Genomic DNA, 23,607 nt, shown 5'->3' on the forward strand with positions numbered 1-23,607 from the left:
TATGGAAACCACAATTAAACCAGCTTATCAAAAAGAATTATTTGGACACCCAGCAGGTCTTTATATTTTATTTTTTACAGAACTATGGGAACGCTTTTCCTACTATGGAATGCGTGCCATACTTACTCTTTATATGCTAGCGAAGGTCAGTTCAGATAATCCTGGTTTAGGTTGGGAGGAAGGCAAAGCTTTGGCTACTTATGGGTGGTATACAATGCTCGTTTATGTGGTGTCTATTCCTGGAGGAATTATCGCTGATAAAATTTTAGGTCAAAAAATGTCGGTGATGATTGGAGGATGGTTTCTCGTCGCAGGCCATGGAGTCTTATCTATTGAACAAGATTGGGCATTTTTCAGTGGCTTACTCCTTATTGTCCTTGGTGTGGGTATGCTAAAACCCAATATATCTACGATGGTAGGTGGACTCTATAAAGAAGGAGATGCTAGAAGAGACAAAGGCTTTTCCATTTTCTATATCGGTATAAACGTTGGGGCTGCTATTGCTGCTATTTTAGTAGGATTGGTTGCTAAAGAATATGGATGGCATTATGGCTTTGGCCTAGCCGCTATCGGTATGGTGATAGGCCAGTTGGTTTACATTTATGGACAAAAATATTTGACCCATGTTGGAAATAAACCTGACCCAGATTCTACCGAAGAAGCCTCTGTTTCTATTAAAGAGATTTTTCAAAGAATGCTGTCTACCAAAAAATCCTTAATTGTTTTAATTTTGCTACTGGCTATTTCTTTTGTAATTCCCCTCCAATTTATGGAAAGCGAAGTGACGGCTTATATCGTTTTCTTTATTTTTCTATCTGTTGTAGTTGGGTTTATGATGACCGTTTATGAAGATCTTAATGGTAATGTAGAGAAAGATAGGTTCATTGTCTTACTTCTATCTTTTTTGATCGTCATTGTTTTCTGGGGAGCTTTTGAACAAGCAGGGGGCTTATTAAATATTTATGCTCAACAAAAAACAGATAGATTTTTACCTGTTTTTGACTACACAGTTCCTGCTGCGTTTTTTCAATCTTTAAATCCTACTTATATCATTTTATTTGGTATTCCAGTCGCTTTATTCTGGGCTTGGATGAAAAGGCGTGGAAAGGAAGCCTCTTCTATATTTAAGATGGCTATTGGTGTTATCATTATGGGACTTGGCTTTTTCTTTATGGTATTTGCTACTTTAGATTATCAAGCCAACGGTGAAGCGGCAATCTATTGGCTTATTTTTGCGTATTTACTTCACACTATTGGAGAGCTTTCTGCATCTCCAGTAGCGCTTTCTTTTATCACAAAGTTAGCTCCGTTACGCTATGGAGCACTTATGATGGGGTTATACTTTGCTGCAACTGGTTTAGGAAACAAAGTTGCTGGAATTATAGGTGAATCCTCTCGAGCTGAAAGCATAACTGTTGTACTTAAAGCAGATCAAGATCAGCTAATGCGTTTTGTTCCGAATCATGAAACAGATAGCATTTTTCAAAAAAATAAAGCTTTTACACTAGAAACTCAACTTTATAAAAATGCCTCTGATGAAGTTATTTTTGAAGAAGTAAATACAGATGAAAAAATAAATTCGCTATTTGCTTTTGAAGAAGAAGGATCAAAATCAGAGTTAATGGATAGGATAGAGCCTTATGAAGCTTCTGTAGATGATAAGTTATTGACCTACTTAAAATTTGACTATAAAGACGGTCGTTATGTAGGTAGAGTAGACGTTGATCAATTTCAAACAGATCTTGAGTTTAAAACCTTTATGGGGATTATTATCTTTACAGTAGCCTTTGGGGTTTTAGTTATTTTAGGCTCTAGTTTAATACAGCTATTATATGTATATTTAGATTATGAACATAGATAATCTAAAAGAGGAAATACTATCACTATCCACTCTAGATCGTGATAATCTGTTAAAGGATATTACAGATTCACTTGAGCATAATCAATTGGTTGAGCGGGCTTCCCGTCGCCATATTTTAGATAATAAAATGGGCGGATGCCCACATTGTTTACATGAAAAATATGTTCGTTTTGGAGTTGACAAAGGCTCGCAGCGCTATAAGTGCAAGTCTTGCAATAGAAGCTTTACTGAATATACTGGCACTTGGATGGCGGGACTTCAAAGAAAGGATATGATTTCATCTTATTTAAGTCTTATGGTTCAAGAAAAAAGTTTAGATAAAATAAGTTCAGAATTAGGCATCAATAAAAAGACAGCCTTTGATTGGCGTCATAAGATATTAGCTTCATTCGATACTAAAAATGACGATGACCAAGACAACTTTACAGGTATTACAGAGAGTGACGAAACCTTTTTCCTAAGATCAGAAAAAGGTATGGAGGTAAAAGATAGGGAATCAAGAAAAAGAGGCGGTAAGTCTAAAAAGAGAGGTATAAGTAAAGATCAAGTTGCGGTAATTGTAACACAGGATAGAAAATCAACATTAGACCTTAGCGTGGCTAAACTCGGTCGAATAGGAAAAGTAGATATAGAAAATGCTATCGGTAAACGTGTTATAAAGGATATAACCATATTGTGTAGCGATGCCCATCACAGTTATAAAGGGTTTGCCAAAGATAGCGAAACAGAGTTCCACATCGTAAATGCATCAAAAGGAGAAAGAGTAAAAGGAAAGTATCACATACAACACGTTAATTCTACTCACAATAGAGTTAAAAAATGGATTGAAAATACCTTTTGGGGAGTATCAACAAAATATCTACAACAATATATGAATTGGTATCGAATAAAGGAAAATATAAAGTCTAGAAGCGATAGAGCCAACGCCTTTGTGGAAGAAACAATTGCTCTAGGTACATTGAAACGGTATAATCAAATCGAATCTAGATATGAAAACTTAATATCAACGCAGACCTAAACTAGAGCCTTATTTTACTATTAAAACCATTAAAACGTTTAACCCATGGTGCTGAAGAAAAAGAAGTGGAAGGCCTAGAGGCGGAAGGCTTTGAAATAGCAGATGATGAAATTAAATAAAAAGTTATGAAGTACTGGTCTACAGCTATAATGCTCTTTTTTATTACCTCGCTCTCCGCTCAAGTGGAGTGGATGAGTATGAATGAGGCTTTACAAGCTCAAAAAGATGAACCTAAGAAGATTTTTGCAGATTTTTATACAGACTGGTGTGGGCCTTGTAAAGCCATGGATAAAAATACGTTTGCTCATCCAGAGGTAGCAAAGTATATCAATATGCATTACTATCCTGTAAAATTTAATGCTGAAGGCACCGAGAAAGTCTTTTATAAAGATTTTGAATATACCAATCCTAACTTTAAACCCAACCGTAAAGGAAAGCGTAACGCACAGCATTTTTTCGCTAATGCGCTAAAGGTGTCTGCTTATCCAACGGTTGTCTTTTTCGATGAGCAGGCCAATGTAATCTCACCAGTTGTCGGCTATAAAACCCCCGAGCAATTAGAGCTTTATCTGAAAATGATAGCAACTGGCGCATACAAAGAGTTAACCACTCAGGAAGCTTGGGAAAATTACCAATCAAAATTTGAAAGTACATTTAAAGATTAATCTTTAGGAAATACATAAGCTCCATCTTCCCAAGTGGAATGAAAGGGAATACCCAATAGTTGCGCAGAATTTCTCCAACGCTCAATATCAGTCTTATAATTACTTCCATCTGCAATCACTTGTTTAGGCTTTAAATCTTGCAATAATCTATCGAAATTGAGATTTGGCGAATCTTTCAAAAGGATATAGGTGGGATCAAAGTTTTCTTTGGGATATACTGGAATGCTATCTAAAACGAATAAAATTTCAGAAGGATTTATTTCATAACTAGATTTTAATTTTGAAAAATCAATGCGTTTGATTCCTTTCAAAGTTTTGTAATTCTTGAGATGATAAGTCAATTCGGGGGACTCTATGTTTTGAGGCTGATCAGAAAATAAAGTCAAATGCGATCCTTTTAAAACCCCTAGTTGAGACTCTCTATAGGTTTGAAAAATAACGATTTCTTCCTGCTGAATTTGATCTCGGTTTTCGATATAAATATAGAGAAGTAAAGCTACTAGCGATAAATTCAGAATAAAATAGCTTCTAAATTTTTGCTTTGAATCCCATAGAATTAAGCTAAAAAACAACACTAAGCTGGATATTAAGATCGTTTTTGTAAAGTAGATGTCATTAATAATTAAGCTTTCTTGGGAGGCAATCCAGTCGACCACCCAAAGGAGTGCATCTAGTGAGCTAGCGTATAGTGATACTAAAGTTTCTGGTAGTAAGTCGAGAAGGCTTAAAGCGATAATAATGACACCTCCGCCTAAGAGTATCCCTAAACCTGGAAGTATAATAAGATTACTCACCAAAAATAATCCAGGAAACTGATGGAAATAATATAAACTGAGGGGAAGTACGCCGAGTTGAGCAGTAATAGTCACACTGGTGATATCCCAAACTTTTTTGTCCAGATAATAACGAGGGCTGTAAAGTTTAGATAGTCTTGGCTGAAGAATAACAATGCTGATAACAGCCATGTAACTTAATTGAAAACCGACCTGAAAGATGAGATAAGGATTAATCATAATCAAAAAAAAAGCCGATAAAGCCAAGGTGTTTATGGCGCTTGTTTTCCGTCTATAGTTTAGGGCTATGCTTAAAAAAGAAAACATGACTGCTGCTCTCAACACCGAAGGTGTATAACCGGCAAGTGTGGCAAAACCCCAAATACCAATAAGAACCAGACTATTTCTTAATACTCTACCATAGCGAAGACTTAAAAGACCTTTGGTTATAAATTGTAAAATGATGAGGATAATACCCACATGCAATCCCGAGACAGCTAAAATATGAACCACTCCAGCTTTAGAAAACTGGTCATAGGTTTCTGGATCTATATCTTGTTTTTGGCCAAGCAAAAGGGCCTGTATGATACCCAATTGTGCTTTGCTGAAGTCATGCTTCTGGAGCGAATTTTGAATGGTGGATCTTATTTTTTCACCAAAAGCTAAAAAGCTAAATCCTGCTTCTTTTTCGATGAGTAAGTGATTGTATTCGGTAGATATAAAATGACTCATCTGCTGAGTAGCCATGTAGTCTTTATAATTAAATTGTTGAGGATTTTGAGGATTCTTAAAAAGTTGCATTTGTCCAAAACCTGAAACCATAGAGTTCGCAGGTAAATTTGAATCATGACGTTTTGAAATTTGTAATAAGACTTTCCCCTCATATGGCTTAGAATTAATGGACTGTATCTGGAGCTCAAACTTGTCCTTAAAAGCATTGGATTTTAAAGCTTTGATTATACGACCTTGGAATATAACAGGATTTTGTAAAGTAGAGTCAATAGTTATGAGTCTGCTATAATGAGAATCTTGATGCTTAGGTAGGTGTATTTTGGTATTAAGAAACCCTATTGATATTAAAAATAAAAGAGAAACAGCAGTGAATAGCAGTTTTGTTGCAGGGAATCGTCTTGCCACAAAAAAGCTCATTAAAAAGAGAAGAAATAGTACTAAGGTGAGAGTTATATAAAGAGAAAAATCTAGTCCAATTTCAAAAAAACCAATCCAACTTCCCAACAAGAAAACCGTGCATATTTGCAAAACCGGAAGATTGGGGTACTTCATCTTTTAAAATTCTTAACTTAATTTACCACTCGCATGCTTTTTACATAATTTTTTTTCCAAAACGGATTGTTGATAGAGGAAATCATAACTCCTCTGGAGCTAGAGGAATGAATAAAATCAATCGTTTCTGGTGTTTTTTTGACTACCAATCCTACATGGTTAATTCTCCTCCTGTTTTTGGAAATTTTAAAAAAGACGAGGTCTCCAACGTTTACGTGCTTTAGCTTTAATTTCTTTCCCGTCTTGGACATGTCCCTAGAGGTTCTTGGTAACTCTATTCCATATTGCATAAAAGAGAGCTGTATTAACCCAGAGCAATCCATTCCAGCAGAAGTTGTTCCTCCATATTTATAAGGTGTGCCTATGTATCTTTTAGAATAATCGACAACATTTTGGATCGTATTAGACCTTTTAAGCTCAGCTTGTTGAACTCGTTTTGAGCTACCGCAAGAACTTAAGACTGCTATAAAAATTAAAGACAATAAAAGATTGTATTTAATTTTTATAAAAACAGCACTACCAGAATTTCCAAAACTTCTTTTTTGAAGGCGTTTCGCCATAAGCGTAACCATAACCATAGGCATAACCATAAGTATAACCATATTTATAAGCACTAATTCCTGATTCAGGTAAACCATTTATTATAAGACCAATGTTTATTAATTTTTTATCTTTATGGTATTCATTAATATGAGGCATCAACCTAATATCAGTAAGACCTGCTCTTGTTACGTATAATGTAGAATTAGCAAATTTAGAAATTAAAGCTGTATCGGTTACCAAAATAGTTGGAGCAGTATCTATAACTATATAATCATACTCAGCCTTTGCGGCATTAATCATTTCTTCGAAGCGCTCGCTCATAAGTAACTCAGCTGGGTTTGGAGGAATTTGGCCAGAAAGTATAATATCCAATTTGGAATTTTTCATTCGATTTTTTAAAATCAAATCCTCAAATCCTACGGAATCATCATACAAGAAATTTGTGACACCAATATGATTTTTATTAAGGTCTAAATAATTGTGTAGTTGCGGATTTCTTAAGTCACATCCTATCAACAAAACTTTTTTACTAGTAAAGACCAAAGTATTAGCTAAATTTAAAGAAACGAAAGTTTTACCCTCGGCTTTAGTTGTTGATGTTACCATAATCACTTGACCTTCGGGAAGGTTTTTATGATCACTTTTCTTAGGGTTAAGGTAGTTTAAATTAGTCCTTAAAATTCTGAAAGATTCCGCAACAGCGCTTCTTTCGTTAGATTCGATAATAGTATTTTCTTCCTTTTTTCGCAGTGGGATTTCTGCCACAATAGGAATATTGGGTAAATAAAATTTTATCTGATCTTTAGATTTTAACTTGGTATCCAGCAAGAATGCTAAAAACAGAATACCAAAAGGAATTAAAAAACCAATAACCCCGCCCGCTAGCAAAATCACTCTTGATTTAGGGCTTATTGGTGAACCAGGTGTATAGGCAAAATCTACAACCTTAATCACTGGTGCAGTAATAGCATTAGACAAAGCAGCTTCTTCTCTTTTCTGAAGCAGAAATAAATACAGTTTTTCTTTAATAACTTGTTGGCGTCGAATAACCCTAACCTGCTTTTCTTGTTCCGGAAGTTGTCCAAAATTCCTATTAAAAATCTGCTCCCTATTTTGAATATTATCTAAAGTAATATTCAAGTTTTTGATATACCCATCTATAGTATTAAGGATGTTGTCTCGCAAACGCTTCATTATGCGATTAGCTTCAATAATTAAAGGATTATTTTCTGTTGAAGACATCATAAGTTTTTGCCGTTCAATAATTTTTTGGTTGTAGGATTCTGTAAAGGTATTGAGGTTTGAGTTGTCTATGCCAATATTCGCAGGTAACAACTCAAATTCATCCTGATTAAGAATGACTTCCTTAAAACTTTCGGTTAACTCAATTTGGGTTAGAATTTCGTAACGTTTAAGCTCGGCCTGACTGCTTTTATTAATAATTTCTCCTGCGCTAGTTTCTAGGGTTATTAAGTCGTTTACTTTCTTAAAATCTACCAAACCACTTTCTACGGTGTCCAGTTCATTTACTAAAAAAACAAGTCTTTCAATAACAAACTCTTCAGTCCTTTTAGCTACCAAACGTTTGTCTGAAACACCATCTTCGTTAAATTCACTAACCAAAGTATTAAGCACATCTTCATTCTTTTGTGGATTTTGACCTGATATCGAAATATCCAGAATCTCACTGCCTTCTCCTAGTATATTAATATTGAGACTTCCTGCCAAACTAGCTGCTACACTTTCCTTACTTCTTTTAGAGAAACTAAAAGAAGAATTTATAATTGATTTGAGATCTCCATCAAAATTGGGATTAAAATCAATAACGAACCTTTTATCTTCGACATCAATAGTATCTCCTGGGTTAAAGCTTTCTCTGAAATTAGTTTCCGGATTATTGAGCTCAAATTTTGTTAGACTTGTGAACGTCACTTCATAACTTCCAGACATATCTTTGAAGTCTTTTTCATTTGACCATTTCACCAAAAAAGGGACTTCATTTTTCCAAATTTCTGATATTTTTAGGTTTCCAGACCTAAAGTATGAAATTTCTAAGTCCAAATTATTAATGACTTTCTGGGCCATTCTTCTGGACTTAATAACTTCTATTTCGTTCTGAAGGTTTATTCTACTCCAGTCAAAAAGTGGTGCACTACCCTGTAATCCTGTTAAATCTAAGCCACCTTCATCTTTTAAAATTTTAATTTGGATAGCCGTTTTATAAATGCTAGTTGTGTATCTTAAGTACAAAAAAGAAACGCTCAAACAAATAAATACCGACACCACAAACCAAGGCCAATATTTTAAATACTGGAATATGATTTGCTTGATGTCCCCTTCACTTTTTAGTTCTTCTTGGACTGAAGTTGATTGATTTGAATTTATATTTTCAGACATAGTTATCAACGAGTAATTAAGAGGGTTAGAGTAGTAAGAATTGAAACCACAGAAAGTACAGTACCAATATTAGTTATGAAACCAGCAGAAGCGATTTGTGGCTTGTTAGGTTCCACGTAAATAATGTCGTTTGGTTTTACATAGGCATACTCAGTATTCATCCAATCAGTTTTGGTCATATCTATACGTTTTACAACTCGTTCTCCTTCAAGCTGCCTTATAATTAAAATATTTTCACGTTTTCCTCTTATACCAAGACCGCCAGCCATACCAAATGCCTGTTGTAAAGTAATGTTTTCTTCAGTTGTTTCGTAAGTTCCTGGATTATTTACTTCTCCTTCAAACGTAAATTTAAAGTTAATTATTCTTACACGAACAGTTGGATTTGTAATAAACTCTTTTAACAATTCTTCTAGATATAATTCTAATTCTTGAGTATTTTTTCCTCCTGCTTCAATTCTACCCAGTTGGGGGAAGTTTATTTTACCATCGCTATTTACCATATACCCTATCAATTTTAACATTTCAATATTTTGGATTTGCTGTTGATTATTTCCTCCAGTGTTAAATTTATAGGGCGCTACACTTTCAGGATTTAATGCGGCAACTTCAATATTTAAAATATCATTAATCTGAATTTTATTATGTGAATAGACATCAGGAACTGGTTCTAAGTCTTGATTATCAATATCTTGATAATAAACAATTTCTTTAGTCGTAGTACAGCCTATGATTAAAAAAGGGATAAAAAGGATGATTAATTTTTTCATTATTAAATGTTAGTCAAAATTTTTACAAATTAAAGTCTTTTTTTTTTAACTTAAAACTCAAGTATGGATTAAAATAGAAAATATTATGTTATTAACTTTTGTACTACAATTTGTTCTGTAATGATTTTAATGATTAAATTTGCTTATGAAAAGTTTAACTAATCTTTCTAAAATAACATTCATCAATTTATGAATATTTTAAAACTATTAAAGCAAAGAGCCTTAGTTATACTTAAAGGTCTATTGAAGAATTACGTGCCGAGAAGTATCATCTTCTCTATCGATACAATAATAGTATTTTTTGCTGCCCAATCTACTTTCTTCCTTATTTCTACTATTTCAAAACCTGAACCGCAATATTACAACCTAAGCCTTAATTTTTGGGCAATATTCGGTATACAGATCATCATCTTCTTATTATTAAAATCTTATGCTGGTATTATAAGATATACTGGATTCAGGGATGCAATAAAGCAATTGCAAACTACTATTTTGGCTGTTATATGTATTATGGTTATCAATCAAATATGTTTCCAAACTTTAGGAAAAAAAATCATCATAGAAGCTGGTGCAATCGTATATGGTTTTATTGCCTTTTCAACTTTGTTTTTTTTTAGGGTATTAGTTAAACGCCTTTACCAACTTATTCATTCAGATTCAACATCTTCTCGTGTTTTGATACTAGGTACAAGTATTACCGATGTTGCTGTTGCTGAAAGCATTATTGCAGACACTCAAAAGAAATTTAATGTAGTAGGTTTCATCAACGAATCTGGTGAACTCAAACGAACCAGAATTTTAACTTTACCAATAGTCACAATTGACCAACTACAGCATAAGAACATAAGAGGCGCAACTTGTATTATTATTTCTAGTCAAAAATTAAGGGAATTATCCACAAATCAGCCAGAATTTCTAGATAAATTACTTGAACTTAACTTCAAGATTTTTAAACTTCCAGAACTTCAAGATTGGGATGGTGAAAATATCTCGGCTGAAATCAAAAAAGTAAATTTGGAAGATTTACTTCAGAGGACACCGATTAAACTTCAGAAGGAGAAACTTAACGCTATTTATAAAGATAAAACCATCTTGGTTACGGGTGCAGCGGGATCTATAGGGAGCGATATTGTAAAGCAGCTCATTCGTTTTAAGCCCAAAAAGATCTTAATGCTAGATCAAGCTGAAACTCCGCTTCACTTGATGAGTTTATTTATGGATGAAAAATTTCCAGAAATTCATTATGAAAAATTGATTGCCAATGTTCGTAATAAAAAACGCTTAGAATTAATTTTCGAACAGCACCAACCAGATGTGGTTTTTCATGGTGCAGCCTATAAGCATGTGCCAATGATGGAAGCCAATCCTATTGAAGCACTTGATGTTAATTTCGTTGGTACTAAAAACCTAGTAGACTTAGCTTTGAAAAATAGAGTTGACAGATTTGTTTTTGTTTCTACCGATAAAGCGGTGAATCCCACAAATATTATGGGTGCTTCTAAACGCAGTGCGGAAATTTATGTACAATCCGTAGCAAGATTAGAGACCACTGAAACTAGATTTATTACTACAAGATTTGGTAATGTCCTAGGATCCAATGGATCAGTAATTCCGCATTTTAAAAAACAAATAGAAGAATTTGGTCCTATTACGGTGACACACCCAGACATTACACGTTACTTTATGACCATAGATGAAGCTTGCCAACTGGTATTAGAAGCAGGTGGTATGGGGTACGGAGGCGAAATTTATGTTTTCGATATGGGCAAACCTGTTAAAATTGTAGATCTAGCTAAACAGATGATAAGACTTTCTGGTTTTATACCAGATGAAGACATCAAAATTGTCTACACAGGCCTTAGACCAGGTGAAAAACTTTACGAAGAATTACTTGCGGATAAAGAAAATACTAAAGCTACGCACCATCAAAAAATATTGATTGCAAAGTCAAGTTTTGCATTTGATAAATCCAAATTAATTTTATTGGAGAATCTTGTAAATCAAATTGCCAATAATGATGAATTCAAGTCTATTGAAGTTCTTAAAAAATTGGTTCCAGAATTTATACCCTTAACAGAGGAACAGCGTCAAAAAAATGCTGTATAATTAAATTTCTAAAACATAACTGACTTCTGTATTTACCCAAGTCAAAAAATCTTCATCTTCTTTCGAAAATGCATTTTTGGTGTGAGAATCGATATCGATTTGACCAATATTTTGTTTATCAACAAAAAGAGGAATCACCACTTCAGACTTTACATAGATACTACAAGCGATATAATTATCTTGAGCAGCAACATCCTCTACCACAAAGTTTTGGTTGGATTCTGCAACTTGTCCACAGATTCCTTTTCCGAAAGGAATTATAAGATGGTCTGTAGGTTCTCCAGCATAAGCTTTTAAAATAAGCTCTCTTTTATCCCCATTCTTGAAATAAAATCCAACCCAATCGTAAGTTGTAATCTCTTGTTGGAGAATACTGCAAACTTGCGTCAATCTCTGATCGATGACTAGGTTGTCTTGCTTTAAGATATCTTTTATACGGGGTTTTAAGCTTTCAAGGGTCATGATCTGTATTTTAAGCAAAAGTATTTAATATTAGAGCAACACAGAAGAACGCTTTTCTATAAATTTGTTAAATATTAGCGAACGATTTCTTCTCAATTAATTTTTAATGAGGGGATTGCTATAAATACAACAATTTGGAAATTTTTAGAAAAAATAAAGCTGTTATTAAGTTCCTAGGCGTTTTCTTTGGTACTTATATCCTGCTCACCATAGCCTATCAATTGTATCTAGATCACGCTCCAGATCAACCTTATTTTCCTGAAATTATCACCCACATGGTCGCTTTACAAACCGAAAGTTTGATTAGTCTTTTTGGATATGATACCAATAGTATTCCTAGTCATTACGATCCTTCTATGCGTATTGGTATAAACGGGGGTTACTTGGTTAGAGTTGTAGAGGGCTGTAATGCTGTAAGTGTCATCATCCTTTTCTTATCCTTCATTTTAGCATTTAAAAAGGACTTCAAGTCTACAGTTCTATTCATCTTTGCTGGGAGTGTTATCATTTATTCGCTTAATGTCATTCGTATAGCCTTGCTTACAATTGGAATTTATGAGATACCAGAATATCAAGAATTTATGCACGGGACTTTATTTCCAGCCTTTATCTATGGATTGGTATTCTTGCTTTGGATCGTATGGATTAAAAATTACAAACCTAAAGTAAAACCTGTTAATGAATAAAGTCTTAAAAATTGGCTTGATTGGGTTTTTGCTTTTAGGGATTGTGCTAATTCGTTTCTATGAGCATAAGCTCTTTTTAGATCCCTTATTGGAATTTTACAGTTCAGAGTCTAGTTATGCTCAAGCGCCAGAATTTGATGTCATGCAAGTAATTGGCTCAACAAGCTGGAGGTATTGGCTCAATTCTATCATCTCTATAGCAATTATTGGTATTGCTTTTCCTAGTAGAAAAACTATACTATTTTCAATGGTATTTTATGCCTTGGCCTATTTGATCTTGACGCTCTTGTTTTGGTTATTTGTAAGTGATATGGAAAGAGAAAACTTTCTTACTATTTTTTACATCAGGCGTTTTTTAATTCAACCTATATTTGTATTAGTTTTGTTACCAGCCTTTTACTATCAAAAGTATACTGTTAAAGAAAAAGATTAATTCATAAAAATAACTACTTTTGAAATGTGAAATCATTTTTTTCTAAAATAGGATCAATTTCTCTAGCTTTTTTTGTGCTGGTCTCTACGATGTCATTTACCATCGATGCTCATTACTGTGGTAATATTTTAGTAGATAAAGCTATTTTATCGAAAGCACAAACCTGCGAAATGCACCAACATATGCCTTCTGAAAAGGAGTCTAGTTGTTGTGATAACGAGGTTGAAACTATTGAGGGGCAAGATATCCTCCAATTTTCTAAAGCTGAATTTGATTTGGATATTCCTTTAGAATTTACTGTTTTCAGTTTAATTTATTTTTGCGATTTAGATGTTTTTGAAAAACAAATTGATGAATTTCAATTTTACAATCCCCCCCAACATTCTTTAGACCTTCAGCTGCTTAACCAGGTCTTTCTTATTTGATTATTAAAACTTACCGCATTTACTTCAACTGAATCAACTTCAGAAAAAAGTGAAACATGTTGTACCTGTTTTAATATCATATCCCTATGCTGAATACCATTATAAAGTTCTTTTTGAATCAACGGCTATTGTCGTTTATTCTACTTTCCATGATCGTCCTAGGAGGATTAATAGTCTCTCCCTTTCAATGGAATCTTTCTTTTTTACCGAAAAATCCTATTCCTGTAGATGCGATTCCCAACACGGGAGCAAATCAACAGATTGTCTTTACAAAATGGCCAGGGCGATCTCCACAAGATATTGAAGATCAAATTGGCTATCCGCTTACCACATACCTACTTGGTTTGCCAGGCGTAGAGACGGTGAGAAGCTCTTCTATGTTTGGATTTTCTAGTATCTATATCATCTTCGAAGAGGATACTGAATTCTATTGGTCTAGATCTAGAATTGTAGAAAAACTGAGTGCCGTTCCAAAAGATTTATTGCCTCCAGATGTGAAACCCACCTTAGGTCCAGACGCCACTGCTTTGGGGCAAGTGTATTGGTATACTATTGAGGGACGAGATAAAAATAATGATCCGACAGGAGGGTGGAGTTTACAAGAGCTTAGGAGTATTCAAGATTATTTTGTGAAATACAGCTTGAGTAGTGCCAAAGGAATTTCTGAAGTTGCTCCCATTGGCGGGTATGTGAAAGAGTACCAAATCAATGTGAATCCGGAGGCTTTACGGTCTTACGGTATTTCACTTATGCAAGTTGCTAATGCTGTAAAGTCTAGCAATCGAGATGTAGGAGCCAAAACTTTAGAGATCAATCAGGTTGAATATATTATCCGAAGCTTGGGAGATCTCGAAAGCTTAAAAGATATTGAAAATACGATGGTGGATGAGGTGAATAATGTTCCTGTCTACATCAAAGATATTGCGAAAGTTAACCTTGGGCCAGCCCAGCGAAGGGGGATTCTGGACAAAGCAGGAGCAGAAGTTGTTGGAGGCGTGGTGGTTGCTCGAGATGGTTACAACCCCATGGAAGCCATTCAAAACATCAAAGATAAAATAGAAGAAGTCTCCCCTGGTTTGCCAACTAAAATCTTGAAAGACGGTACAGAAAGCAAACTCAAAATCATTCCCTTTTACGACCGTTCAGAATTAATCAAAGAAACCATTGGCACTTTAGAGGAAGCCATCAGTTTACAGTTGATCATCACCTTATTGGTAGTTATTATTATAATCTTCAATCTGAGGACGTCTTTAGTGATTTCATCTGTCTTACCCATATCGGTTTTGCTGGTTTTTATAGCGATGAAGATTTTTGATATACAGGCCAATATAGTCGCCCTTTCGGGAATTGCTATTGCCATAGGAACCATGATCGATCTTGCTATTATCTTAACAGAAAACGTGGTCAAAAAATTTGAAGACCATCCCAATCGTGATCTACTTAAAAATATCTTCGATGGTTCTTCGGAAGTGAGTTCTGCCATTTTAACTGCTGTGCTGACGACCATTGTAAGCTTTGTTCCTGTGTTTAGTCTAGAAGCTGCAGAAGGAAAACTCTTTATCCCTTTGGCTTACACTAAAACTTTTGCTCTTGCTTCGGCTTTTTTGGTAACTGTACTGATTTTACCGAGTTTGATGTATTTTATTTTTAAAATAAAATTGAACAGATCAAAACTGTCTTGGTCTTTAAACATCCTTCTTCTTTTATTGGGAGTCTGGGCTATTTTTTACTCATTTTGGTTAGGGATTTTTATTAGTGTCTATGCCCTGAGTTTTTGGGTGTCCAAATATGCTCATCGCGATTTGAAACCCCTCAAATACCTGCATTATTTTGTCATTATCCTAGGGTTTTTGATAGGCTTAGCTAAGCTCTGGTCTCCACTAGGTCCAGCAAACTCTGTAGTTAGTAATTTTCTTTTTGTAGGGGTTTTATTAGGAATCATTTTAGGCTTTTACCTCATTCTACAAAAATACTACCTAGAGATTTTGAATTTTTTTATGACCAGAATGAAAGGCTTTCTAGCTTTAGTAGCTCTGTTCTTGCTGGTAGCTGTTTTAATGTGGCAAGGATTTTCAAGTGTATTTGGATGGTCTCAACACCTTTCCAATTCCATAGGATTTTCTGTTGAAAAAACCCAAGTTTGGAAAGGCTTAGAAAGAACCTTTCCTGGTATTGGAAAAGAGTTTATGCCCAGTTTGGACGAAGGAAGTTTTATCCTTATGCCTACCAGCATGGCACACTCTGGAATTTCTTTTAACAAAGAAAAACTTCAACAAATGGATGTGTTGGTAAGTCAGATTCCAGAAGTGAAAACCGTTGTTGGTAAATTAGGCCGAGTCGAGTCTGCCATAGATCCTGCGCCAATTTCTATGTTCGAAAATCTCATTACCTATAAGTCAGAATTTGCCTTGGATGAGAATGGTAAACGCGTTGCATATCGTGTGAATGAAAATGGACACTATCAAATTTCTGAAACACTATATATATTGAAGTTTCCAGAATTAACTTCACTGTATTTTGATACTGAAACTTATAGATTCTCAGATCCAGATGGCGAAATTTTGCCAGACAAGGTCAACGATCAATTATTCTACGAGGTCGATAATCATTTTCAACGGTACTTAATTCAAGATGAAGAGGGGCGTTATTTCAGAAACTGGAGAAAGCACATTAAATCTAAAGACGATATTTGGGATGAAATTTCGAAAGTGACTAAAATCCCCGGAGTGACTTCTGCACCTCAACTCCAGCCTATAGAAACAAGACAAATTATGTTACAAACGGGGATGCGGGCTCCAATGGGAATAAAGGTGTCTGGACCAGACTTGAAAACGATTGAAGCTTTCGGACTTCGACTAGAAGAGATCTTAAAACAGGTTGAAACCGTCAAAACCGAAGCCGTTTTCGCCGATAGAATTGTTGGTAAACCTTATTTGAACATCGTCTTAAAGCGTCAAAACCTGGCAAAATATGGGCTGAGTGTAGATGAGGTCCAAAACTTTATTTCCGTAGCTGTTGGAGGGATGCCACTTACAGAGTTGATTGATGGCAGAGAACGCTATGGGGTGAGGGTAAGATATCCACGGGAATTGAGAAATTCACCAGAGACTCTCAAAACAATGTTGATTTCTACATCCAATGGGACTCAAATCCCGATTGGGGAGATTGTAGATATCGAGTATGCTAGAGGTCCACAAAACATCAAAAGTGAAAATACATTTTTAACGGGCTATGTGCTTTTTGATAAAGCTGAGGGAATTGCTGAAGTCACTGCAGTTGAGGATTCTAAATCTTTTATTGCTACTGAAATAGAAAACGGAAACTTAATTGTCCCTTCTGGAATCAGTTATCGCTTTGCAGGAAATTTTGAAAATCAAGTACGATCAGAAAAACGCTTATCTATCATTATGCCACTAGTCCTGATTGTTATTTTCTTAATCCTTTATTTCCAGTTCAAATCAGTGGCTATAAGTGCTATGATATTTTCTTCCATAGCGCTAGCCTTCAGTGGAGGTTTTATTTTAATCTGGTTTTATGGGCAAGGCTGGTTTTTAAATTTCAGTGTTTTTGGAGAAAACTTAAGGGATGTTTTTCAGTTGAAGATCATCAACTCGAGCGTTGCCGTATGGGTCGGATTCATTGCTCTCTTTGGTATTGCCACAGACGATGCCGTATTGATGGCCACGTATTTAAAACAATCATTAAAAGATAATCCAACGAAAACAATTTCAGAATTGAAAACCGCCGTTATGGAAGGGGGGCAAAAGCGAATTCGTCCAGCCGTGATGACTTCCATTACGACTATTATCGCTCTGTTGCCTGTGTTATCTTCTACTGGAAAAGGATCTGATATTATGGTACCTATGGCAATTCCTGCTTTTGGTGGAATGTTGATGGCAAGTTTAACCTACTTTTTGTTGCCTATTTTATTCTACCTTTTTTATAAGAAAACGATGAACACCACTCAATCTTAAACTCATGAAATCTATTTTACAACCCTTAAATCACAATTCAAGAGCACTCATAGGAGGACTGTAGTCTCTTGTTTTATAAGTATTTTGATGTTCAGCTGGTCCTCTTTTAGTCAAAGTCTCGAAGACTTACAACACCGAGCGGCTGAAAACAATTTGGAATTGAAAGCGCAATTCAAGAGTTTTGAAGCACAACTTGAAGGTATCACACACGCCATATCTTGGCAAGACCCCAACTTGAGTTTTGGGTATTTTATAAGTCCAATAGAAACCCGAGTTGGTCCTCAGATTGCAAGATTTTCGTTGACTCAAAAGTTGCCTTGGTTCGGAACCTATAAAGTTAAAGGCGACATTGCTACGTTTAGAGCTGAAGCTGAATTTGAAAAATTCCAAGATCAAAAATTGAAGTTATTTCTTAATGTTGCTCAGAAGTATTACGATCTTCTGGCCTTAAGGTACATCACAGAACTTGAAACGAAACAACTTGAGATTTTAGAAAATCTCAAGGCTATAGTAGAATCTAACTACAAAAATAATAAAGCCAGGTTGGTTGATATTTTGAGAGTAGATCTGGAAATGGATAAACAGTTGAGTACAATTCAAGTTTTAAAAGACCAAGACCAAGCTTTTGTCACGCAACTCAATCAATTGATGGACAGGAAGTTGAACACTCCTGTTCAAATTTTAAATCCAAAGCAGATTCTGGAACAAAATGAATGGATTGAAATAGATTCTATGGTTAGAAATCACCCTCGACTTGAAGTGATTCGCAAATTGAAAGCCTCCAATGAGGCAGAAAGCGAGTTAGCCAAAAAAGAAGCGATGCCACAGTTTGGTTTAGGATTGGATTATGCTATTATCCAAGACCGAAATGTTCAAAATGCAGAGGCTGGACAGGATGCGATTATGCCAATGCTATCGGTGAGCTTACCTATTTTCGGTAAGAAGAACACATCTAGAAAAAAGGCAGTTTCTCTACAAGGAGAATCTATTGAATTCCAATTGGAAAACGAAGAGTCGCGTTTGGAAACTGAAATTCAAGTTGCTCTTTATAAACAAGATGAACTTTTTAGTCTGCTTAGCTTATACGATAAGCAGCTATTGAGCTTAAAAGATATCCTTCAACTTTCTGAAACCGCATTAGCCAATGCCAGCATGGGAATAGAAGAAGTTTTGCGCTTGCAGGAAGAGCGTTTACTCTATGAGAAACAACGAGCCAAAACTCTCGCGGATCTTCAAAAAACTGATGAAACTTTAATCTACTTAACTTCAAACTCAGACTTATGAGCAGCGATAGTTTTTTAGAAAATTGGGGTAATGCCTCCAACACTGCCTTGGGGTTTTTCTGGATGGCACTTTGGGCGTTCATTTTTGCTGGCCTCCACAAACTTTTTTATACAACTCGGCATTGTCCTCTCTATGTTTCTAGGCTGGCAATTTGTTGTGGGGGGAATTTTGCTTTTAGAAAAAGCTTTAAAATGCCTCGCTTTTATAAGCTTTATGTCGCTGTTGATTGGAATTCAAGTCAAATACATATTTAATTATTAACGAACATATTTCAATAATGAACACTAAATTTAAAACGTACTTAATCGCTGGACTGGTTTTAGTTCTTGGTATTTTTATTGGGTCTAGCCTGTTTTCTTCTGAAGAGAATATGGAGGATCATAATCATACCGCAGAAACAGAATCTTCAGTGTGGACTTGCTCTATGCACCCTCAAATCCGCAACGGCGAACCAGGCGATTGCCCTATCTGTGGGATGGACTTGATTCCTGCCAATACCTTAGAGGAAACGGTAGATCCAGATGCTATCCGAATGACTAAGTCTGCAAGGACTCTGGCTAAAATAGAAACGACTCTAGTTAGCGATGGAAAAAACACCTCCTCAACCTTAGAGCTTTCTGGTCAACTAGACATCAATGAAAAAAGCAAAACGAGTTTAACCGCAAATTTCGATGGTCGAATTGAGCAGCTAAACATTAATTTTGAAGGGGAAACCGTTCAAAATAACCAAGTAGTTGCTGAATTGTATTCTTCCACTATTCAAGTTTTAAAAGATGAATACGCTTTAGCGAAACGCACGGATAACGAAAGCTTAATGCAAAGTGTAGTTCAAAAAATCGAGAATCTAGAACTGAGTTTGCAAGATATTCAAAACAAGTCTAAGTTAGCAACAATATCTTTAAGAGCTCAGCAAACAGGTAATGTTACACAACTAATGGTAGCTCAGGGCGACCAAGTGAAAGCTGGACAAGCACTTATGGAAATCACAGATTTGTCCACGCTTTGGGCGATGTTTGATGTTTATGAGCAAGACCTAAACCTCATTAAAGTTGGTGATGAAATGAGCATGAATATAGGAGGAGCAACTGTGACTGGTAAAGTGGATTTTATTTCACCTATTTTCAATACAGAAGAGCGATCTGCCAAAGTAAGGGTTGTGGTCCAAAATCCTAATTTGAGATGGAAGCCTGGCATTTTTGTCACAGGAGTAGTTAGTTCTGACGCTTCAAACACAAAAAGCGAAACCCCTCTATATGTTCCCAAATCTTCAGTGCTTTGGACAGGTAAGCGCTCTATAGTTTACAAGCAATTGGAAAACGAAAACGGTGTTTACTTCAAATTAACGACAGTTGACATAGGAAAAACCTCAGGAGACACTATTGAAATTTTATCAGGATTGCAAGTAGGAGATGAGGTGGTTACTCAAGGGGCTTTTAGTATTGATTCTGAAGCACAGCTTGCCGATAAGACTAGCATGATGGACCCAAAAACAGAAATCTCACAACCAAAGTTCTCTGTTGAAGAGGAGAAAAACCTAAATCCAAAAGCGATTACTCAGCTTCTATCCGATTATAGGCAACTTAAAGTTGCTTTAGCTTCAGATAATTTTGAAGATGCCAAAACCAATTATAAAAAATTGGTGGTTTCCTTTTCTAAACTGAGGTTGAGAAAGCTTCAAAATACAGATAAAATTAGGTCGATAGACGAACTAAGAGAGGAGTTCCTAGCCCTTTCAGAAGATATCATTGCGATAGCAAAAACTTCAAACCCAACTGATCAGTTGCTTTATGTACAACTTTGCCCTATGGCTAATAATAGTAAAGGAGCGTCTTGGTTAAGCTTTACCAAAGAGATTAAAAACCCCTATTATGGAGCCTCTATGTTGACCTGTGGAAGCACTATAGACTCGATACAATGATTAAAAACTCTTCAAGGTTTTACCTTGAAGAGTTAATATAGGTTAAAAAGCAAGAGTCAAAACCCTTAAGGTCATCAAAAACTTGAGGGCTTGTAGAGCAATACAAATTTCAAAGCCTATTAAATAAATCAAAATCGTAGCCTAGAAAAACAACTAAACGGGGCTTAAATAAATAAGTATATAATACGTTGATGAACTTGTAAAGTTTGATAACTAAATAAACAAAGCATCTATGAGCTTTAGGGTATATAAATCAACTGGTATTCCTATAATTTTACCTGTAAAAAGGTAAATTTTTTCTACTTTATTTATTACTTGAATTTGAAAAAGCTTTTAGAGCAGATTAATTTATCTTTTTTTTAAAATATATTATTGCATCAATTATGCTGCCGACTATTAGACCATATAAAAAACATAAGAATCAATATAATCCATTATTAACCTCTTTGTTTGGATAAAAAACACTCTATCAATCTGAAAAATATGCGGTAGCGCCTATCGCTGCTCCTAAAACTAGACCAAATAAAAAAATATACATTTTAGATCTTTTTATAGTGTCCTCTTTTTTAAGTTCCGATTTTAGATTCTCATTTTCCATTATGTGGTAGTTTTATTCGTTCTTTATAAATGTTGTTTTAAACATACTTTTGAAAGTATATTTATAATAAGTGTCTGATAAAAAAAACCTCAATAATTGAGGTTTTTTTCGTGTCAAGAAGAATTAATCTTTAACCAAAAATTCAACTATAGTTTAAAGTACTAATTTTCTTGATTAAGCCAACAAGTATTACACTTAATCTTTCATCTCCCGCTCTAAATAATCTTTACTCTGTTGCATTCTCCTCATTTTTTTAAAGATAACAACCAACTTCAGAAGGATGATCCTGAACATAAGTATTCATAGTTTCATTTCTAAGGCTATACACCATCAAAGCATCTCCTACCATAGCAAAAGTAAAAAAAACTTCAAAAATAAAAAGCCAGATATTATCAAATATTAAAGCATAAATGGCTATTAGCAAACCCATTAAGACACCAGACATTAATGCTCCAAATATATAGTGTTTAATTTTTTATAACTAGTGTAATCGCTTTTTGATCTAGGGTTAACGATGAAGTATTATCAAATTAGACTCGATACAATGATTAACTTTGTCTTATAATTTAAAGATAGCATAATGACACATACCTATAAAGTGACTGGCATGACCTGCCAATATTGTAAAGCAAGCGTAAAAGAAGGGCTAGAACATCTAGAACATGTTAAGTCCGTTTCTGTCAATCTAGAAGCTGAGGAAGCTGAAATTGACATGGAACAGCATATAGAAGCATCTACCCTTCAAGAAGCTATTTCAAAGAAATATCAGATCTCTAAAAAATCTGATTTCAAAGACACTTCGGGTGCAAACCTTCAAGAACAGTCTAAGTTTCAACAACTTTTCCCCTTGTTTCTGATCTTTGGATATATCACAGCGGCTTCAGTACTATTGAATTTCTCTTCTTGGGAACTGGATTCGTTTATGTTCGACTTTATGGGTCTATTTTATATTGTTTTTAGTTTTTTCAAGTTTTTGGATTATACAGGATTTCCTGCATCTTTTCAGATGTACGATCCTTTGGCCAAAGCTCTCCCGATGTATGGCTGGATCTATCCGTTTTTAGAAACGGCCTTAGGCTTGATGTTCTTGTTAAGATTCGAGATGGATATAGCTTTAGTAACAACAATTATCATTTTAGGAATAACAACCATAGGGGTAACCAAATCTCTGTTTTCTAATAAAACTATTAAATGTGCGTGTTTGGGAACAGCACTTAACTTGCCAATGACAGAAGCTACTTTTATAGAAAATACCATTATGCTCGTAATGGCAGTATGGATGTTGGCGTTTTAAAACGGTAGTTTCAATTGTTCTTCCTTCAATTTCGGGGTGTCCTTTGTTGTTTTATCTGTGTTGAGGTTAGAAAGAGAAATACCCAGTAAACGGATGGAGTCTTTAATAGGCTCTTGAAAGAGTAAAGCCTTGGTTTCTTCCATGATCAAGGCTTTGGAGGAAATGAAGAACTTTAAGGTTTTACTTCGAGTTTGAATATTGAAATCGCTGGTTTTTAGTTTTAGGGTAATGGTTTTACCAGCAACTCTACTTCCCTTTAATCGTCTTTCAACTTCTTCTGCGATATCTTCAAGCTTTTCTAACATATAAATTTCAGAAGAAATATTTTTTGAAAATGTTCTTTCAGCTCCAAGAGACTTTCTGATTCGAGAAGGCTTCACGTCACTTAAATGAACACCGCGAACTACATTAAAATAATGTAAACCGCTTTTTCCAAAGTGGTCTTGTAAGTACTCCAAGGTTTTAAGCTTTAAATCGACTCCTGTAAAAATACCTAAGCCATACATCTTTTCTTGAGTCACTTTTCCTACGCCGTGAAACTTTCTTATGTCTAGCGTCTCCAGGAAATCTATTACATCTTCTGGTGGAATAGTTTTTTGTCCATTTGGTTTATTGATGTCACTGGCAATTTTTGCGATAAATTTATTTATAGAAATACCTGCCGAAGCATTAAGTCCAGTCCTATCTTTTATTTTCTCTCGTATTTCCCTTGCTAAAATAGTGGCGCTGGGATAGTTAAATTTATTGACGGTTACATCTAAATAAGCTTCATCGAGAGACAGGGGCTCCACCAAATCGGTGTATTCAAAAAAGACTTTACGGATGATTTGTGAAATTTCTTTGTAGCGCTCAAACCGTGGTTTTACAAAAATAAGGTGGGGACATAATCTAGTCGCTAGCCTGCCACTCATAGCACTTTTCACTCCAAACTTTCTAGCTTCATAACTAGCTGCGGCTACAACACCGCGTCTGGAACTTCCCCCAACAGCAAGCGCTTTTCCAGATAAAGAGGGATCATCTAGCTGCTCCACTGAGGCGTAAAAAGCGTCCATGTCTACGTGTATAATCTTGCGAAGATGTTTCATAAAATCCATGGTCAAAAATACATAAAGCGGG

The 23,607-nt window shown here is 35.2% G+C and carries 20 protein-coding genes; 12 read left to right on the forward strand and 8 right to left on the reverse strand.

Going from position 1 to position 23,607, the window contains the following annotated elements:
* Position 1: 1 nt before the first annotated feature.
* The 3 genes from P700755_RS10365 to P700755_RS10375 all read left to right on the forward strand — a co-directional run bounded on the left by P700755_RS10365 (position 2) and on the right by P700755_RS10375 (position 3,544).
* The gene (locus tag P700755_RS10365; protein WP_015024619.1) at positions 2–1,861 is read left to right on the forward strand and encodes a peptide MFS transporter; all 1,860 of its coding nucleotides are present in this window, start codon (positions 2–4) and stop codon (positions 1,859–1,861) included.
* Positions 1,848–2,879, forward strand: coding sequence for an IS1595-like element ISPto1 family transposase (locus P700755_RS10370; protein ID WP_015022784.1), 1,032 nt, complete (start codon positions 1,848–1,850; stop codon positions 2,877–2,879). Before P700755_RS10365 ends, P700755_RS10370 begins: the two co-directional genes overlap by 14 nt.
* Before the next feature lie 125 nt (positions 2,880–3,004).
* Positions 3,005–3,544, forward strand: a complete 540-nt coding sequence (locus P700755_RS10375; RefSeq protein ID WP_015024620.1) for a thioredoxin family protein — start codon at positions 3,005–3,007, stop codon at positions 3,542–3,544.
* On the opposite strand, the gene P700755_RS10380 is transcribed toward P700755_RS10375, so the two are convergent.
* Genes P700755_RS10380 through P700755_RS10395 form a run of 4 tightly spaced genes read right to left on the reverse strand, consistent with a single transcriptional unit; the run spans position 3,541 to position 9,311 of the window.
* Entirely contained in the window at positions 3,541–5,601 is a 2,061-nt protein-coding gene (locus tag P700755_RS10380; RefSeq protein WP_015024621.1) for a ComEC/Rec2 family competence protein, read from the reverse strand. The two genes, P700755_RS10375 and P700755_RS10380, sit on opposite strands and share 4 nt — an antisense overlap.
* 17 nt (positions 5,602–5,618) lie before the next feature.
* Entirely contained in the window at positions 5,619–6,203 is a 585-nt protein-coding gene (locus P700755_RS10385) for a C40 family peptidase (RefSeq protein ID WP_245535931.1), read from the reverse strand.
* A complete protein-coding gene (locus P700755_RS10390) occupies positions 6,118–8,541 on the reverse strand; it encodes a GumC family protein (protein WP_015024623.1) in 2,424 nt (807 codons plus the stop codon). Before P700755_RS10390 ends, P700755_RS10385 begins: the two co-directional genes overlap by 86 nt.
* 5 nt (positions 8,542–8,546) lie before the next feature.
* On the reverse strand, positions 8,547–9,311 hold the full coding sequence (locus tag P700755_RS10395; protein ID WP_015024624.1) for a polysaccharide biosynthesis/export family protein: 765 nt from the start codon (positions 9,309–9,311) through the stop codon (positions 8,547–8,549).
* Between the two features lie 189 nt (positions 9,312–9,500).
* Between P700755_RS10395 and P700755_RS10400 the strand changes: the two genes are divergently transcribed.
* Positions 9,501–11,417 (forward strand): polysaccharide biosynthesis protein, encoded by a 1,917-nt coding sequence (locus P700755_RS10400; protein WP_015024625.1) that lies wholly within the window; start codon positions 9,501–9,503, stop codon positions 11,415–11,417.
* Here the strand turns inward: P700755_RS10400 and P700755_RS10405 are convergent, their stop codons facing one another.
* The gene (locus tag P700755_RS10405) at positions 11,418–11,879 is read right to left on the reverse strand and encodes a GAF domain-containing protein (protein WP_015024626.1); all 462 of its coding nucleotides are present in this window, start codon (positions 11,877–11,879) and stop codon (positions 11,418–11,420) included. It lies immediately after the preceding gene.
* 134 nt (positions 11,880–12,013) lie between these two features.
* On the opposite strand from P700755_RS10405, the gene xrtF reads away from it, so the two are divergent.
* The 7 genes from xrtF (at position 12,014) to P700755_RS10440 (ending at position 20,599) form a co-directional block, all read left to right on the forward strand.
* Positions 12,014–12,565: an exosortase family protein XrtF gene (gene xrtF, locus P700755_RS10410; protein WP_015024627.1), complete on the forward strand. Its 552-nt coding sequence runs from the start codon at positions 12,014–12,016 to the stop codon at positions 12,563–12,565.
* Positions 12,558–12,998: an exosortase F system-associated membrane protein gene (locus tag P700755_RS10415; RefSeq protein ID WP_015024628.1), complete on the forward strand. Its 441-nt coding sequence runs from the start codon at positions 12,558–12,560 to the stop codon at positions 12,996–12,998. Before xrtF ends, P700755_RS10415 begins: the two co-directional genes overlap by 8 nt.
* A gap of 26 nt (positions 12,999–13,024) precedes the next feature.
* Positions 13,025–13,423, forward strand: a complete 399-nt coding sequence (locus tag P700755_RS10420; protein ID WP_015024629.1) for an HYC_CC_PP family protein — start codon at positions 13,025–13,027, stop codon at positions 13,421–13,423.
* Positions 13,424–13,509: 86 nt separating this feature from the next.
* A complete protein-coding gene (locus tag P700755_RS10425; protein ID WP_015024630.1) occupies positions 13,510–17,397 on the forward strand; it encodes an efflux RND transporter permease subunit in 3,888 nt (1,295 codons plus the stop codon).
* An 87-nt stretch (positions 17,398–17,484) separates the two neighbouring features.
* The gene (locus P700755_RS10430; protein WP_015024631.1) at positions 17,485–18,681 is read left to right on the forward strand and encodes a TolC family protein; all 1,197 of its coding nucleotides are present in this window, start codon (positions 17,485–17,487) and stop codon (positions 18,679–18,681) included.
* A 30-nt stretch (positions 18,682–18,711) separates the two neighbouring features.
* Positions 18,712–18,942, forward strand: a complete 231-nt coding sequence (locus P700755_RS21310; RefSeq protein ID WP_425357610.1) for a hypothetical protein — start codon at positions 18,712–18,714, stop codon at positions 18,940–18,942.
* A 16-nt stretch (positions 18,943–18,958) separates the two neighbouring features.
* Positions 18,959–20,599, forward strand: a complete 1,641-nt coding sequence (locus P700755_RS10440) for an efflux RND transporter periplasmic adaptor subunit (protein WP_015024632.1) — start codon at positions 18,959–18,961, stop codon at positions 20,597–20,599.
* A 469-nt stretch (positions 20,600–21,068) separates the two neighbouring features.
* Here the strand turns inward: P700755_RS10440 and P700755_RS20990 are convergent, their stop codons facing one another.
* Positions 21,069–21,197, reverse strand: a complete 129-nt coding sequence (locus P700755_RS20990; RefSeq protein ID WP_015024633.1) for a hypothetical protein — start codon at positions 21,195–21,197, stop codon at positions 21,069–21,071.
* A 253-nt stretch (positions 21,198–21,450) separates the two neighbouring features.
* Entirely contained in the window at positions 21,451–21,642 is a 192-nt protein-coding gene (locus P700755_RS19985; protein ID WP_157609277.1) for a hypothetical protein, read from the reverse strand.
* 135 nt (positions 21,643–21,777) lie between these two features.
* Here P700755_RS19985 and P700755_RS10450 point away from each other — a divergent pair, with 135 nt between their 5' ends.
* A complete protein-coding gene (locus P700755_RS10450; RefSeq protein ID WP_015024634.1) occupies positions 21,778–22,491 on the forward strand; it encodes a heavy-metal-associated domain-containing protein in 714 nt (237 codons plus the stop codon).
* On the opposite strand, the gene dinB is transcribed toward P700755_RS10450, so the two are convergent.
* Positions 22,488–23,585 (reverse strand): DNA polymerase IV, encoded by a 1,098-nt coding sequence (gene dinB / locus P700755_RS10455; protein WP_015024635.1) that lies wholly within the window; start codon positions 23,583–23,585, stop codon positions 22,488–22,490. The two genes, P700755_RS10450 and dinB, sit on opposite strands and share 4 nt — an antisense overlap.
* Positions 23,586–23,607: the final 22 nt, after the last annotated feature.

Origin of the sequence: Psychroflexus torquis ATCC 700755, from assembly GCF_000153485.2 — a bacterium.
Taxonomy (GTDB): domain Bacteria; phylum Bacteroidota; class Bacteroidia; order Flavobacteriales; family Flavobacteriaceae; genus Psychroflexus; species Psychroflexus torquis.

Coding starts and splice junctions, on each gene's coding strand:
- P700755_RS10365 (WP_015024619.1), top strand. CDS start 2: ATGGAAACCACAATTAAACCAGCTTATCAAAAAGAATTATTTGGACAC.
- P700755_RS10370 (WP_015022784.1), top strand. CDS start 1,848: ATGAACATAGATAATCTAAAAGAGGAAATACTATCACTATCCACTCTA.
- P700755_RS10375 (WP_015024620.1), top strand. CDS start 3,005: ATGAAGTACTGGTCTACAGCTATAATGCTCTTTTTTATTACCTCGCTC.
- P700755_RS10380 (WP_015024621.1), bottom strand. CDS start 5,601: ATGAAGTACCCCAATCTTCCGGTTTTGCAAATATGCACGGTTTTCTTG.
- P700755_RS10385 (WP_245535931.1), bottom strand. CDS start 6,203: ATGGTTATACTTATGGTTATGCCTATGGTTATGGTTACGCTTATGGCG.
- P700755_RS10390 (WP_015024623.1), bottom strand. CDS start 8,541: ATGTCTGAAAATATAAATTCAAATCAATCAACTTCAGTCCAAGAAGAA.
- P700755_RS10395 (WP_015024624.1), bottom strand. CDS start 9,311: ATGAAAAAATTAATCATCCTTTTTATCCCTTTTTTAATCATAGGCTGT.
- P700755_RS10400 (WP_015024625.1), top strand. CDS start 9,501: ATGAATATTTTAAAACTATTAAAGCAAAGAGCCTTAGTTATACTTAAA.
- P700755_RS10405 (WP_015024626.1), bottom strand. CDS start 11,879: ATGACCCTTGAAAGCTTAAAACCCCGTATAAAAGATATCTTAAAGCAA.
- P700755_RS10415 (WP_015024628.1), top strand. CDS start 12,558: ATGAATAAAGTCTTAAAAATTGGCTTGATTGGGTTTTTGCTTTTAGGG.
- P700755_RS10425 (WP_015024630.1), top strand. CDS start 13,510: ATGCTGAATACCATTATAAAGTTCTTTTTGAATCAACGGCTATTGTCG.
- P700755_RS10430 (WP_015024631.1), top strand. CDS start 17,485: ATGTTCAGCTGGTCCTCTTTTAGTCAAAGTCTCGAAGACTTACAACAC.
- P700755_RS21310 (WP_425357610.1), top strand. CDS start 18,712: ATGCCTCCAACACTGCCTTGGGGTTTTTCTGGATGGCACTTTGGGCGT.
- P700755_RS10440 (WP_015024632.1), top strand. CDS start 18,959: ATGAACACTAAATTTAAAACGTACTTAATCGCTGGACTGGTTTTAGTT.
- P700755_RS20990 (WP_015024633.1), bottom strand. CDS start 21,197: ATGGAAAATGAGAATCTAAAATCGGAACTTAAAAAAGAGGACACTATA.
- P700755_RS19985 (WP_157609277.1), bottom strand. CDS start 21,642: ATGTCTGGTGTCTTAATGGGTTTGCTAATAGCCATTTATGCTTTAATA.
- P700755_RS10450 (WP_015024634.1), top strand. CDS start 21,778: ATGACACATACCTATAAAGTGACTGGCATGACCTGCCAATATTGTAAA.
- dinB (WP_015024635.1), bottom strand. CDS start 23,585: ATGGATTTTATGAAACATCTTCGCAAGATTATACACGTAGACATGGAC.